Source organism: Opitutales bacterium (genome assembly GCA_013215165.1).
Classification (GTDB): Bacteria; Verrucomicrobiota; Verrucomicrobiia; order Opitutales; family JABSRG01; genus JABSRG01.
On record JABSRG010000003.1, the window covers coordinates 1 to 14,837 of the forward strand.

12 protein-coding genes and 1 pseudogene are annotated in these 14,837 nt (G+C 50.5%); 5 read left to right on the plus strand and 8 right to left on the minus strand.

The window, feature by feature from the left end; all coding sequences use genetic code 11:
- Window positions 1-184 precede the first annotated feature (184 nt).
- Complete coding sequence (polX, locus tag HRU10_00040) at window positions 185-1,915, minus strand: DNA polymerase/3'-5' exonuclease PolX (protein NRA25625.1); 1,731 nt, start codon at window positions 1,913-1,915, stop codon at window positions 185-187.
- Between the two features lie 181 nt (window positions 1,916-2,096).
- Between polX and HRU10_00045 the strand changes: the two genes are divergently transcribed.
- Window positions 2,097-2,516 (plus strand): hypothetical protein, encoded by a 420-nt coding sequence (locus tag HRU10_00045; GenBank protein ID NRA25626.1) that lies wholly within the window; start codon window positions 2,097-2,099, stop codon window positions 2,514-2,516.
- Window positions 2,517-2,679: 163 nt separating this feature from the next.
- Here the strand turns inward: HRU10_00045 and HRU10_00050 are convergent, their stop codons facing one another.
- The 3 genes from HRU10_00050 to HRU10_00060 all read right to left on the minus strand — a co-directional run bounded on the left by HRU10_00050 (window position 2,680) and on the right by HRU10_00060 (window position 6,020).
- A complete protein-coding gene (locus HRU10_00050; GenBank protein NRA25627.1) occupies window positions 2,680-2,985 on the minus strand; it encodes a hypothetical protein in 306 nt (101 codons plus the stop codon).
- 24 nt (window positions 2,986-3,009) lie between these two features.
- On the minus strand, window positions 3,010-3,471 hold the full coding sequence (locus HRU10_00055; GenBank protein ID NRA25628.1) for a RidA family protein: 462 nt from the start codon (window positions 3,469-3,471) through the stop codon (window positions 3,010-3,012).
- Window positions 3,472-3,557: 86 nt separating this feature from the next.
- Complete coding sequence (locus tag HRU10_00060) at window positions 3,558-6,020, minus strand: TonB-dependent receptor (GenBank protein NRA25629.1); 2,463 nt, start codon at window positions 6,018-6,020, stop codon at window positions 3,558-3,560.
- Between the two features lie 197 nt (window positions 6,021-6,217).
- On the opposite strand from HRU10_00060, the gene HRU10_00065 reads away from it, so the two are divergent.
- Entirely contained in the window at window positions 6,218-9,091 is a 2,874-nt protein-coding gene (locus HRU10_00065) for a TonB-dependent receptor (protein NRA25630.1), read from the plus strand.
- 127 nt (window positions 9,092-9,218) lie between these two features.
- On the plus strand, window positions 9,219-9,677 hold the full coding sequence (locus HRU10_00070; protein NRA25631.1) for a hypothetical protein: 459 nt from the start codon (window positions 9,219-9,221) through the stop codon (window positions 9,675-9,677).
- A gap of 311 nt (window positions 9,678-9,988) precedes the next feature.
- On the opposite strand, the gene HRU10_00075 is transcribed toward HRU10_00070, so the two are convergent.
- Window positions 9,989-10,459: a hypothetical protein gene (locus HRU10_00075; GenBank protein NRA25632.1), complete on the minus strand. Its 471-nt coding sequence runs from the start codon at window positions 10,457-10,459 to the stop codon at window positions 9,989-9,991.
- Between the two features lie 163 nt (window positions 10,460-10,622).
- Between HRU10_00075 and HRU10_00080 the strand changes: the two are divergent.
- A pseudogene (locus HRU10_00080) lies at window positions 10,623-11,228 on the plus strand (malate:quinone oxidoreductase).
- Window positions 11,164-11,349 carry a malate:quinone oxidoreductase gene (locus HRU10_00085; GenBank protein ID NRA25633.1) on the plus strand — a complete coding sequence of 62 codons (186 nt, stop codon included), beginning with the start codon at window positions 11,164-11,166 and terminating at the stop codon, window positions 11,347-11,349. The pseudogene HRU10_00080 and the gene HRU10_00085 overlap by 65 nt, the downstream one beginning before the upstream one ends.
- A gap of 174 nt (window positions 11,350-11,523) precedes the next feature.
- On the opposite strand, the gene HRU10_00090 is transcribed toward HRU10_00085, so the two are convergent.
- Genes HRU10_00090 through HRU10_00100 form a run of 3 tightly spaced genes read right to left on the minus strand, consistent with a single transcriptional unit; the run spans window position 11,524 to window position 14,837 of the window.
- Complete coding sequence (locus tag HRU10_00090; GenBank protein NRA25634.1) at window positions 11,524-13,632, minus strand: hypothetical protein; 2,109 nt, start codon at window positions 13,630-13,632, stop codon at window positions 11,524-11,526.
- 24 nt (window positions 13,633-13,656) lie between these two features.
- Window positions 13,657-14,259: a hypothetical protein gene (locus tag HRU10_00095; protein ID NRA25635.1), complete on the minus strand. Its 603-nt coding sequence runs from the start codon at window positions 14,257-14,259 to the stop codon at window positions 13,657-13,659.
- Window positions 14,256-14,837: a hypothetical protein gene (locus tag HRU10_00100; protein ID NRA25636.1), complete on the minus strand. Its 582-nt coding sequence runs from the start codon at window positions 14,835-14,837 to the stop codon at window positions 14,256-14,258. Before HRU10_00100 ends, HRU10_00095 begins: the two co-directional genes overlap by 4 nt.

Here is a 14,837-nt window from a genome sequence, read left to right on the forward strand (position 1 = left end):
TTGAAGACGGCACAACAGTGCTTGGTTGGTTTTGGTTGTTTTTTCATCAACTGACTTCCTTGATCGGAAGTCCGCCAGAGCCAACCACTTTTTAATTTTTTAGCGCATCCCTATGGGATGGCTGTGAAGAAATTTCATTGTTTCCGGAATTTTGAACCATTGAGAGTTATCAGGATGATGTGTCCTAAAGAAAGCTCTTCACAGCCTCGAGGCTGTAGGTATTGATGACGTCGTCCTTCGTGAGCCAGCCTTTACGCGCTGTCAGAACTCCAGAACGTACGAAATCATAACCTTCTACGCTGTGGGCATCGGGATTGATGGAAGTCTTTAGGCCTTTTTCGGCAGCTGAACGCCAGAGACGCCAATCCATATCTAGGCGCCACGGGTTTGCATTGAGTTCGATGATAACCTGGTTCGCGATCGCCGCGTCGATGATCTTGCGCGCGTCGAGTTGTGACGGTTCGCGCCGTAGGAGCAAGCGTCCCGTCAGGTGGCCTAACATCGTGGTGCAGGGATGTTCGATGGCACGGATGATACGGGCAGTCATGGTCTTTTCGTCTTGGCCGAGCGCTGCATGGACCGAGGAAACGACGTAATCAAGTTTTTCTAGGGTGCTCTCTTCTAGATCGAGACGACCGTCCGTGAGGATGTCGCATTCGATGCCGGTGAAGACGTGAATTTTGTATTTCCCTGAGGAGCGTAGGGCCTCGACGGCTTCGATCTGCTTCAAGACCCGCTGGTCATCCAGACCGTTTGCTTGAAAACTGGCCTTCGAGTGATCTGCGAAACCGACATATTCCCAGCCGCGAGCCTCGGCGCCGGCGACCATCTGGTCGAGGGTGTGTTTGCCATCTGAAGCGGTGGTATGGTTGTGAAAGGTGCCGCGGAGATCGTTTTCGTTGATGAGTTCAGGAAGATGTCCTGCTTCGGCAGCCTCGATTTCACCCCGTCCTTCCCGCAGTTCGGGTACGATGTAAGGGAGGTTTAGCGCGTCGAATAGACTCGCCTCATTATCTGCGTGGATCGGTGGGAGGTCGCTGTCCTCATCCTTGGGAGAGAGCCCCCATTCGCTCAGGCTGTAACCCCGGCTAAGTGCTCGTTGGCGCATAAGGACGTTGTGTTCCTTAGAGCCAGTGAAATGGTGAAGTGCGAACGCAAATTGAGCGGGAGGCACGACACGCAGGTCCGCCTGCAGTCCTCCGTCGAGGCGTATACTCGACTTAGTTTGGCCTTGAGCAGTGACTTCGACGACCTGGTCTTGCTGGACGAACCACTCCATAATCGGCTCTGGATGATCGGATGCGGCGATAAAATCGAGGTCGCCCACGGTCTCCTTACCGCGGCGTAGACTGCCAGCTGCTTCGACGCGTTCGACTTCAGCGACCTCTTGGAGGCCCGCCAGAATTTCGTCGGCGACAGCGCGTGCATCCCACCAGATATGCCGAGCGTTATAGGCTTCACGGTTTTTGATACCAGTAAGGATTTTTTCGGCAGACTTTTTTCCGAAGCCCTTGAGCTCGGCAATCCGGCCATCTTCGGCAGCGGCTGTGAGTTCTGCGATGGTCGTGATACCCAGTGCTGTGTGGAGCGCCTTAATCTTTTTTCCTCCCAAACCTGGGATTTCGGTCATTTCGAGAAGCCCAGCTGGCACTGAGGCTTTAAGATCGTCATAAAAGGGGAGCGTGCCTTGTAGGTAGAGCTTTTGAATCTTGTCCACCAAGGCTGACCCGATGCCCTTGATTTTGTCTAAACGTTCCTCCGCAATGACAGTGTTGAGTTCTTCTTCAAGTGAATCGAGGGTGCGGGCTCCATTTTGATAGGCGCGAATTTTGAAAGGATTGTCCCCTTTGATCTCTAGCAGCAGTGCGATGTCCTCAAGGATGTCTACGATCTGGTCTTTGGTCTTTCCCGGCATTTGTTGAAGAAACCACGGTCACCTGTGACCTGACGATTCTTTTGTGTTTTATCCCGGATTATGCAGGGCCCTGTATTGGAGCGACAGCGAGAGCGGTTACAGCGGAGATCAAATCACCTCCTCGACAACCATTGTGACCGATTGGGTTGATTTTCGATGTGGTGCGTCGTTCATTGTAACTATGTCCAAAGACTTTGGTGAAGTCATCGAACTCATTCGAAAAGAGCACCCGGCGTTTCAGCCCGGTGCCTATTACTTTGTGCGCCAAGGTTTGGATTACACGTTGCGTAAGTTGAAAACCGGTGAGCATCAGCGCGAGAATAACCATGTCTCTGGCGGAGAGTTACTCGATGGGATGCGCGAATTTGCTATAGAGCAATATGGGCCTATGGCGAAAACACTGCTCGATACCTGGAATATTACGACTTGCGATGATTTTGGAAAAATCGTCTTCCTTCTCGTCGATTATGGCGTCCTAGGTAAGACGGAGAATGATTCGCCAGAGGATTTTTCTGGTGGCTACGATTTCGAGGACGCGTTCGTTAAACCGTTCATCCCTAGGTTTAAGCTAGAGGCCGCTGAGCAACAAAATACTGAGTAAAGCCAAAATCTGTTTTCGGAAGTATGGATTTGGTGCTCGGGAGGAGGTGATGAGTTGCAGTCGAGCTGCTCTGTCGGCTCGCGAGCGTTGCTTCGATTAGATTCGGATTATGCGGCAACAAAGTGCCTCGATTCCATGCGTAGGGTGATGGCGAAAGGTCAGTTTACTTAATCAGGTGCGGGAGACCGAAAAAGAAGAAAACCGTGCCTCCGATCAGAAAAGCGAAGAAAACCCAACAGCCGAGCCGCATGCGTTGTAGCTCTGATGGGTCCGAAGGCTGGATCTCAAAATCGAAGTGGGTGTCTTCGGGGTCTTGCTGGGCACTGGATTCTCTCTCTGGGGTGGGCTCAGTCTCCGGGGGCTGAGGTGGGCTCTCCTCGGAAGTTCGCAAAGATTTTAACCAGGCCAAGTGAGCTTCCACTTGGCTGATCTGTCTTTCGAGTTCCTCTTTTTCCTCGCCTTCGGGCATGGCCCTTAAACGGCGGACACCGACTTAATCTTTAACCTCAACCACGCATTGAATTTCCACGGTCGAGTTTTTTGGCAGCCCGGCGACTGTGACGGCAGCGCGCACGTGGCGCCCGGCATCACCAAAGACTTCAACAAGCAAATCTGAAGCTCCATTGATCACCGCGGGGCTTTCACTAAAGCCCGAAATGCCATTCACATAACCACTCACTGAGATAAAACGGGCAATCTTTTCCAACGACCCGATTTCGCCCTTGATGGCGGCGAGTAGATTGAGGGCACACACCTTGGCACCCTCATAACCTTCTTCAATTGTCCGTTCGGCACCGACTTGGCCTAAGTGCGTAAATTTACCATCAACGACACAGATTGCTCCAGCGGTATAAACCAGGTTCCCGACACGAGTAGCGGAGATGTAGTTTCCCCCAGGCGCGGGTTTTCCGGGGAGCGTGAGGCCAAGTTCGGAGATTTTTGCTTCGTAGGACATGGAGTGAAAGGGTGACGGTTGTGGGGTGAGGGATGAAAGGATAAAGCTTGGGAAGAGGATGAAACTCATCCTTTATCATTCACCCTTCAAAATGTCGTGCTGAGACCGAGGTTTGCAGACCAGGAGCCGTATTGATTATTGGAGCCGCGGATGGGGAGGCCGCGGTAGGAGCGTTCGGGAGCGTCGGTGACGTTGAAGAAATTGAGAGCGAGCGTCCAGTCGTCGAGAAATTGGTAGCGGCCTCCGATGTTGAGAGCGAAGTTTTCGTCGCGGTAACTATCGCGTCCGGCATTGTCTCCCACATCGTCCAATGACTTGCTCAGGTAAGTGACGTCAAATTTGACCGATACTGGACCGTGGCCCAAGGAGAGGGACGTGGCGAGGTTATGGCGGGAGCGTTCGGGCACGGTGATTTCTTCGCCGGGGCGCGTGCCGACGGTGGCATTGCTCTCCGAGAGGGTGTAGGCGATTGAGAAGCTGCGGTTATCTAGGATTTCTCTGAGGAAGGAGAGATCTGTTTCGTATTGGACCTGAAAACCATAGATTTCGCCGTCTTCTCCATTGGCAGGCAGGCTATTGTTGTAGGTGATCCGTTCACCATTAAGCAACCGTTGTTCCGTGGACGACGCATCATAGAAGAAGTTCTCGACGGTTTTAAGGTAGATCTCAAAGGCGAGTGTGCCACCCAGGGTATTTTCCCGCTCAATGGCGATTTGAAGATTATTGATTGTGGCGGGCTCGAGGTCAGGATTGCCGCGACTGACGCTACGGGTGGGGTCACTAATCCGCTCGTAAGGGACAATGTCGAAATACTGTGGACGCATGAGGACCTGGTACCAAGAAGCCAGGATGAGGGTATCTGAGTCCAGTTGATAGCTGCTCTCGATGGTGGGCAGGTAATTCCAGTAGTCGTTGGAATTAGACTGCTGGGAAATATTATTAGCCTGGACGACTGTTCCAGTAGTTTCGGTCTCGGTGTATTCGGCACGGATGCCTGCTTCGACTTGCCAGGGTCCCGAGCTGAGGTTTGCTAGGGCATATACGCCGGTGACCGACTCGAAGGCATCGTACTCCTGACTGGCTGCTTGGAGGCGTGAGGCTGTCTCATTGAAAACGAAAGCATCAGGGTTGTTTGCAAAAAACTCCTTTGATCTGAATTGATCGAGCCCACGGCCAAGGGTGTAGGTCGCTTCAACAATCTGTCCGGGGAGTGCGTCTTTTGCTACATCGAGCAGGGTGAATGGGTTGTCTGGATTGGGGCCATACACATCACGGGTCTCGCGCTGGGTGCGTGATTTTTCCCGATAGATGAGACCTGTTCGGAGATAGGCATCATCTATGTCTATCGGCAAGTCGGTCTCGAAATCGATGCGTCCGGCGTAGTCCGTGTCAGTAGTGACCGTGTCGAATACTCTTAGTGATCCCAACCCTGCATTGGATACGTCCGTTATGTCGAAACCGTCATTGAAGAAGAACTCCGGAAAGAGGGGATTTTCGATGCGATAACCGCCTGAGAGGCCGGTATCGAGAAAATTCCAGTCATACCTGAAGGGATTATTCTCAAATTCACTGGTGTAGAGGCTGTAGCTTAGAAGCCAGGTATCCATCTCGATATCGCCGCCAAACGAATAACGCTGCGTAAAGCGTTCTGTATCGGTGTCCCCATTGTACCTACGGATTGAGACTCCGGTATAATCACCCTCAATAACAGTGGTGCTACCTTGAGGGAGGTCACCTTGGCCGGGCAGCGCGTTTCTAGAGTTATAACGCACTTCTGAACGGTTACGGTAGAAGTTGTCAAAATAGTCGCTGATGGTGGCCTCGACATAGGAGCGATGGTTTTCGGACCAAGCGTGCTCAAGACGTGCCCGGTAGTTGTTCACGCGTGTGTAGATGAGATCGCGTGAGATGCGCAGGCGATCTAGGTAGAATACTTCATCTCCTTCGAAAAGCTGGGGTACCGTGTTATCGTTTTCGTCCAAGACTGGTGTCCCATCAGGGTTGCGCTCAATCAGTTCTGTCCAACTGTTTTGCATATGTTCAAAAATACGGTCGCTAGCGCTACTGGAGGCGCTGATAGATAGCATCCATGAATCATCGAAAAGGGGGAGCTTATAGGAAAAGCGTCCGCCCACTTCGAACTCCGAAGACTGGTCGTTGAAATTGAGGGTGACCCCGGCCGATCCTGATCTCGTGGGAGAGTCTAGAAGATAGCTGCGTGCAAAGAAGCGGCGGTAGTCGACCCCTTCGCCATCGCCATCTGCTCCGGGTCCGCGTCCCAACTCTCCAAACACTTGATACTCTGAAGCAATGGGATTGCGCTTGAGCAAGACACGGCCGCGTTCGCGCGGTGAGTCATTGGCACCTCCAGATTGTGTGGTATCTTCTGGGGTTGTTGCTTCGACTGCTTCCTCTTCGGACACGACTTCGCTATTCGATGCGGGTTTTGGGTCGTTCTGCTGATTGGGACTTTGGGCGAGCAGGCGTGTGTGAGCAGAGCAAAGCATAGCTCCGCACACCCATACTGCGGTCAGGGTGTTTGGTCTCATGGTTTGGGCATCTGGTGTGGAGAGACCATGAGACTCATCGGCTTCGTTTCAAAAAACCAGCTCATATTTTTCGATTTCCGGATCCCCAAATGAAATCGTTAAAATCAAAAACTTAAAAATGGAAACATCTTGGCAACGATTCTGCAACCCATTGGCGACGCTCACTCTTTGAGCGGCAAACTAATACATACTAAAAGATGTCCACCAAAACTACTGACACTCCCACGGGGAGTGAGTCGGCTGCTGCCGCTTACTCTCCACTCCAGCGAGTCGCCTCCCAGACGTGGCTCAAGCTCGGGTTGACCGCAACGGCATGCATAATGCCGTTCGCAGTTTCAGCCCAAGAAGAAGAGGACCTCCTCGAACTAGAAGCATTCGAAATTGAAGTCCGCGAGTCATCACGTGCGGAAAACATTTTGGATTTCACAGATTTAAATACTGTCTTGCCCGGGACCTCGACTGAACAGATCTTGGATCGTGTTCCAGGTGTAAATGTGGTTTCTCGGGATCCATTTGGTTTTTACGAGTTTGGTAATGATGTCCGGGTTCGTGCATTTTCAATTGATGACATAGGCGTGACATTCGATGGCGTGCCCATCGGAAACAGTTCTCCGCGATACGGTACTCCAATTGGTCGTATAGCAGACCCTGAGAATTTAACTCAAGTTATTGTGTCTCAGGGTGCCGGAGACGTCACGACACCTGCGTATCAGGCATTGGGTGGATCACTTCAGTTTTTCACAGCAGATCCATCAGAGGAAGCAGGAGCAACTGTGAGCGTGACCTATGGAGACTTCGATCACTTGAGAGTCTTTGGGAAGTATGAAATGGGTGAAGTCTATCCTGGTCTCACTGGCTATATCAGTGCGTCTCATTTCGAGTTTTCACCGCGTGGTCTTGTTGGCCTCGGGATGGGTGAGCAAAGACGAATAGAAGCTAAGGTGAAATACGACCTTCCTGACGGCAACGGATCGATTCAATTCGCATATTCTTACAATGACCGTGATGATTTCGATACACTAGGTTTCGATTGGCAGGAATATGAAGGTTTGGAAACGGGATCTGTCCCTGAGGGCTTGACCATCAACACTTCGGGCAATATTGCAAGATACAGCAGGGACTCTTCGGCGGTGGTATTTGCTGCAGGGGGGTATACAAACTACATCCCCGGCAATGCCAATGAGTCTGTAGTAGTTGACGGAGATACATTCTCTTTAGGTTCTTTTGACTACGGCGACCTTTCTGACAATGGCCGTAATTATGGACCCCCGACCTTCATTGATCCTACGGTCGATCCGGGTGCTGGAGTAAATGCTAACTACTACAACCTGTGGCGTAATGGTCGGATGGATCATCTCTATCGTATCTTAGCTGACTATGATTTTACTGATGAAATCAGCCTGAGCGTGATCCCGTATTATCAGCATAAACAAAATTATGGACTATTTGGTCGTTCCAACAGCTTTGCTTCTTCGCAAGTACGTTCAGCTTATGCAGCAGATCCTTCACGCACTGATATCTGGGCTCAGCCTTATTATGACGCGCTGGGTCGCCCTGCTGGTGAAGATGGTTCTTTCTTCGTGGATATAGACGGAGATGGTGTATACGATAGTGATCTCGATTTTGACGTTGATGAGGATGGAACAATTGACCCTGAATCTGAAACAGGTCTAAATGAAGCTATTGTTGAGTATAGCTCTGACCACGCGCTTGCTGCGCCTGGATCGACTCCAGATAACTTCATTCCTGGCATTCCTGGACGGACCGGACGAGACGAAGAGTTTGGCGGATATCGTTATGGAGTTTCTGCCTCGCTGGCGTGGGAAACCGACGTAAACAAGTTAATTGTTGGTGGGTGGTATGAATATGACAGACACATCACTGAGAGACCGAACTACAATCTTCAAGGTAATGGTTCGGTTGTCGGATGGTTTGAATACGATCAATTCAATTTCCTTAATTATTCACGATATCTTGAGCAAGAGGTCTTTCAAGGTTGGGTCCAGAATACATACACGGCTTTTGACGGAGCACTCGATATTGTTGCCGGAATTAAGTTGCTAAAGCTCGATCGCGACGCTGATGGTTTCCTTACTATTGCTGAGTGGATAAACAACACTCCGACATCCCGCTCAACTTCCTACGAGGATACATTTTTGCCTCAATTCGGTTTGCTCTACAGGCTAAATGACAACATCGAGCTATTCTTCAATTATTCAGAAAATCTCGCTGTTCCTGATGCCGGAACGATCACGACTGCTGGAGACACTTTTGACCCCGATCTTTTGGCGCCAGAATATTCTGAAAATTTCGACTTTGGACTTCGTGCCGACTATGGAGATGTGGCCTTTAATATACAGGGTTACTATCTGCAATACACTGACCGGATTTTGGCATCTGCTGTCCCTCTTGATTCTCCAAATGCTGGAGCGGCTGGAAATAGCCGATTCCAAAATGTAGGTGGCGTGGATTCATGGGGACTCGAAGGTAGTGTAGATTGGACTACTCCTGTAGAGGGACTACGTGTTGGGGCTAGTTTCGCTATCCAAGAAACGACCTTCCAAGAAGACTTCCTTCTCTACTCTTTGACTGGCCAGACCCCTGGTCTTGCGACTGGTGATAATATCGCAATTGCTAGGGAAAATTCTAGTGCTCCATACTTGTCTGTTGCAGCTCCTGGATATCGTTCTGAAGAAGTTGCTCCTGGATCTTATCAGATTTACGAGGCCATCGAAGGAAATGATCTCGGTAATACGCCGTTCCTCACCGTCAATGCTGACGTTAATTATACCGTCAGTGCGTGGACCTTCTCTCTGAGTGGAAAGTATTTTGATGATGTGTATGTGAACACATTGAATACTCAACCTCTGGATGCTTACTTCAAATTTGATGCAGGTGTGACTTACAGAGGGGCTGAAGGTTCTTCCCTGGAAGGCTGGACTGCAGCGCTTCGGATTGCCAATTTGTTGGATGAGGATATCGCATACGCTCGCGGTTATACAGATTCAACAGGGCAGGTTGTCTGGGACCGTGGACGTCAGTTTACTTTCTCGCTCACGGCTGAATTCTAAAACTTCATCCTGTAGTTTGTCTTAGCAATCGTTGGTTTGTTTGCTGATTGCCGAGCGGGGCTCCTTTGGGAGTCCCGCTTTTTTTTGGAGTTGTCGGGTCTAAGATGGGATGAGATCGTTGCGCCGGATGGATCTTTTTCGTGAGTTTTTTAGTTTAGTAAAACGCCTTGAGGAATCGTGTATTAACTATGCCGTGGTGGGTGGTGTCGCATTGGCTTTCCATTCTATACCCAGGCTGACAAAGGACATTGATATTCTTGGAACTGGAGAGGACCTGGAGAAATATTATCAAGTTTTAGAAGCGGCCGGATTTAGAATGAACGCGAAGCCTTGGAAATTTGCTAACACAGATCTCACTCTCCACCGTTTTATGAAACCGACCGAAACGGATTCTGAAGCTTATACGGTGATCGATCTTCTCATCGGTGACAGTAAGGAGCACCGAGCAATTATAAACCGTGCTCTCGAAGACAAATCTGCTGCTGGAAAAGTGATGATCGCACAAAAAAACGATCTTATCGCCATGAAACGTGTGCGTGGCAGTAAGCAAGATTTGGCAGACATTGAGGCGCTGAGTTCTGAATAATTTCTATGACTCGGATCGAACGAACAGTGAAAGAGCTGAGTGAGTTATTGGAATTTTATCGGCTCATTCAAAAACGTAACCGCGAAAGTTATTCTGGAAAAACAGATCACGAGCGATCGGCACCATCGCTAGATTCCAGCTTTGAAGGCACTCTCGACTCATTGGATCAAAGTCAAAAGCCGGATTAACTTCCGGTAATCAATGAGCGATTTAGTTTTTAAGTGCCGCCGTTGGGGAGCACATTGCACTAAAAACTGCGGACAGCGTATCCGAAACGTTGTCCGCGGCGACAAAGCATCTGCCCGTACTGGTTACCCAACGCGTTCGGACAATAGTTTCTTTGAATGAGTGGGATTCTCTTTCAGCTGCAATTCCATCAACCCGGCCCACGTCCGTAGATAGAGAGCTACGTCCCGTTGGTTGGATCGTTGCAGGTAACGCGGACCTCCGGGGAGTGCAGTGAGAATTTTTTTGTTGGATAAATATTCAAGTTCTTGGATGTCCTTGCGTTCCAAGCCCGCTTGAAACATAGCATCAAGCACTTCGTCCATGGGGGCTCCGCTAAGTGGGCAATATTCCTCTGCAAATTCGGTCCATTCGGCGAGACGTTGATCACGGGCCCGCTTGTAGATTTCCGCGGCATCGAGGTCTACGAGTGATTGGGCGAGGTAGCCACAATTGCAGCGGCCCACGTGACCCCAATGATAAGTTTCTGTCCGCTCGATCGTCTCAGCGGCTTCACGAAGTTTGTCGACGAGGAGGGTGCTTGCTTTGGCCATCATTAGAGTCAAAGCGTCCTTTCTGTTATTTCAAATCTTCAGGAAGAATCCGTGCGATCATAAGTAAAACTGCTCAATTCGAGCAGTTTTATAGGGTCGGTCTTGGCAAATCGCTCAAATCTCGGTTGATATCCATCATCTAGAATCCCATGCTGATGGGCGTTTTATGATATCAGCCCACCACATCGATCAGCCTGATGTCGTACCCATTGGCAATGGCATTATGTCTGCCACCTTGGGCGCCATGTTGAAGAAGCTCGTCCCTGGGATGAAGATCCAACTCTAAGAGGTGGCAGAGGAGTTAGCTCAGGAGGCTTCCAATGGGTGGCACGATGCAGGGACTGGGCATGCGGGTATTTGTCGAACTGAGCTATATCCCGAATCGACTTTCCGATGGTTCTGTAGACGTAGACAAAGCCATAGAAATCTTCCACCAGTTTGAGCACTCTAAGCAGCTCTGGGGCTACGCGGTGCGCAAGGGTATGATCGAGCAGCCGACTGATTTTATAAACGCGGTGCCGCATATTAGTTTCGTCTACGGTCAGGAGCAGGTTGACTTTCTCCGCGACCGCCATGCGGGGATTGAAGCACGCACCATTTTTTTGCTTCGATGGAATACACCGAAGATCGGGATAAGATCAATGAGTGGGCGCCTCTCCTTCTAGCGTGTTCGTTCAGTCCTCCTGGGAGCATCTCCTGGTGCTTCGGTGTCGACCAATATCATGCTAGAAGTGGTGCAACAGTGTTTTGGCGACGTCCTAAAAACGCCTGAAGGTCATTCCCGCATGAAGGAAATGATCCCCACCTACGACGAGGATCTAACCCAGGCCGACCAAGCCGAACACCAAGCCGCTGTCAGTGAGGATGCCGAAGGATCTCTAGGATTAATCTAGGAGCACTTCCTTTTTACCGCGGACGTTTGCTTTGGAAGGTTGCGAGAGCGATCACGCTGCAAACCGTACAAAGGTACAATGATCGCAGCTATGCGAAAACAAGGCCTCATCTGGTGAACCACCAAATTTGCTGAGAACACTCCATAATCGTGGGGAGGCAAACGGCTACTCTCCTCAATTAATTTTACTGCCCCGCCGCCGCCACCAGTCATCGTTTTGTGCAGCTTCGTCTTCCTCGTCATCGGCCTGTAAGTTTTCTTCAGCTTCGCCGCGAGAGCCGCGCAGGCGCTCGATTTCCTCGAGTTGGCTTTTCGTTACGCGCAGGCTCTGTATCTCCGCCCGGAGTGCTTCGCGTTGCTCAAAGTAACGGCGTTCATCTTCACTTAGCTGGTAGCCTGGGATGTCTGAAGGAACGAGATTCATGTCATCCAACTGACGGGGATCGATAACGTCGCGATAGGTGCTTCCATCTGCAGAGAGTGTCTTAGCGGTAATGAATATGATGAGGTTCCGTTTTGATTCTGACTTAGTGGTGCTACGAAACAAGCGACCGAGGCCAGGTATATCGCCGAGCAAGGGCACTTTGGTTTCTCCATTCTCGGTCTGGTTTTCCATCAATCCACCGATTGCCAGAGTGTAGCCATCTTTGAGCGAAATGGTTGTCTCGGTGCGGCGGCTGGCGATGATAGGAATTTCGGCCCCGGATGCACCACCGAAGCTTACTGTACCTTGACGTGAAGACACTTCAGGTAGGATATCCAAATTGATAAATCCGGCACTATTTACCTGCGGTGTAACGTTCAGTTTGATCCCGATGTCTTCGTAATTGAAGTTGCTCACTTCATAGCTGCCGCGTTCTTCATTATAGGTATAGTTTGGGATGGGGAATCGCTCACCGATCGAGATGAGGGCAGATTCATTGTTAAGCGTGACGACTGTGGGGTTGGAGACGAGTTCGACATCGGAGTAGTTTTCGAGAGCGCTCAGAATGACATTAAAGCCGTCGGCTGAGAAGACCACGTTATCGACACGGCCGATGGCTGAATCGTTGACGAAGCTAACAAAATCGCTGACTGCAGTGCCGCCGGAAGTCGTGAGGCTGTTTGCGAGTGAGCTACCAGTACTGGATGCTATGGTGTCTGAGAAACCAGATCCTGCCGTTCCACTCGAGAAATTGCTGCCGAACGTATTGCTGGAGGTATCAGAGTTACTGAAATTATTTCCGGTGTTAGAGTTGGAGGATTCAGTTGTGCCGTTGGATCGGCTTGTGGAGTTAGAGCGGTTAAATGTCCGCGTGAAGCTGCCCGTGCCGACTTGGTAGCCGCCGAGCGACAACCAATTTACGCCAATATTTTCAGCATCGCGGTTGGTCACTTCGACAAACTTCGATTCGATCATGACTTGCTCGGTCTCACGGTCGAGACGCTCAATGATCTCCTGGATTTTGTTCATGCGTGAAGGGCGCTCGGTAACGATGAGTGCGTTGGTACGTGTATCGACACGTATGCCACCTCCAGCCTGGCTGCTGATCAGGGGCCGAACGGCGCTTTGAATCTCATTAGCTTCGGCGAAGTTGATAATGAATACACGTGTGTCGACAGGTTCGACGGCGAGATCTTCAAGGCTCTTAATTTTTATGATGTTCCCATCCTCTATGTAGGTAGATCCAGAGGTTTCGAGTACGACTTCAAAAACCTGCCGCCAGGTAACGTTACGTAGCTTCAATGATGCACGCCCGGTTACGGTGTCGGGGACGACAAGATTAAGATCATAGAGATCCGCCACGTTGCGGAGGATCGTAGTGATGTCCTGATCGAGATAATTTACCGTAATGGTTTCTTCCGTTCCAAAGGTGGGAGCTGGAGCGCCTCCTTGGGGGAGCTGAAGAATGACTTCTTCCTCAAATGATGTAGGCACTGCCACATCAGGAATGTCTTCGGCCGCGGGTCCCGGGGGTGGCGGTGTGGGAGAGGCGATGTCCTCCAAATCGATTGAAATCGGTTGTTCTTCGGGAGCAGCTTCTGGCTCGATCGGAGCGACATCGGGTACTTCGGGAGTTGGCTCTATTTCCGCCTCAGGGGTTTGTGGGGTATCCTGTATGACTTCGACTTCCTGCTGTTCGGGAAGCTCAATGAAAATTTCCTCTTCGGCCACAGGGATCTGAGTTTCGACAGGGGTGGGGGCTTCATCCTGAGCCCAGGCGATACTGGTCGCTACACAGATTGCTGCGCTCTTCTTGAGCCAATGGCAGGTGAACGGGTGTGGTGAGGGTTTAGCAGACATACTTAGCTAGATCTAAATTATTTGTTATTGAGCGGCGTCGAGAATGGGGAAGCGCCGCTGCGCATTTCCGAGTCGAAGGAGAAAGGAGCGTTCGGAAATAGATTCTATGATCACAGTGTAGTTGGATGTTCCTTCAGTAACAGGAATGCGTGATCCGGGACTGATGAAGCCGCCTTCGCGCGGTGTCATAAAAAGACGTCCACCCGCTTCTATGGTGCCGGTGACCCGCGTCTGGAGTGCTTCGCCGGCTGTTTGCAGAATCTGGTTCGCCGTAACTACCGGCTCGGTGGATGGACGCTGTTGAGGGCGTGCTGGTCGCGGAGTTGGAATTGTGGCTGTAGAAGGGAGATTGGTTACACTTTGGTCTTGAGAGCTTGGAGCTGCGAATGGATTTCTCAATGATTCAAGCTTTTGCTTGAATGCAGAATGATCGCTTGTCGTTAAATGGCCCTCGATTGCTTTGATAGCCTTCTCCCGCTGATTTTTGAAGGCGACCTGACCGTCTTGGGCCTTTATATCCGCTTGAACGGAGATAGCGGCGTTGGTGGTGAATTGAACACCGGCAAAAGTTGCAGCCAGTATTCCGAAGCTGAGGACGCGATAAAATCTGTTGTTTAGGGGACTCATTTACCGAGTGATTCTCCAAAGACTTCAACGATCAATACCATGCGCATCGTAGGATCTGTTTGACTTCCGGCGGTGAAGTTGAATCGGCTGATCCGGGTAAGTTTTTGGCCCATACGAATGTTGTGAGCGAAGTTTAATAAGTCCCTGAATGCACCTTCTGCCTCGAGGGAGATGTTAACAATCGCGTGCCTGCGGAGGGAATTGAAGGGCTTTGTGCCTTTTCTCGGAGGAAGAATTGCATTGCCTTGATTGATGCTGGTGATGCGGACATTGCTCTGGTCTTCAAATCCGTAGAAGTAGTTGATGTTGGTGGAGCGCTGCGTTGAGTCGATGATGCGCTCGTCTAGTTGGGTGGTGAAGGTTTCGAGTTGTGTCGTATCTTGTGCTAAGCCGACAGACTGGCTGCTGTTCCGTGTTATGGTCTGAAGCTTTTTTTGTGCATCATTAAGTTCTTTTTCCAGCTCAGGAACTACTCCGACGCGGAATGAAAATACTATGCCTGCGAGCAATGCAACTGCGATTCCCGCTACCGCAATGGGGAATTGTTTGAGCTTCGCTATGACTTCCTGCGCTTCCAC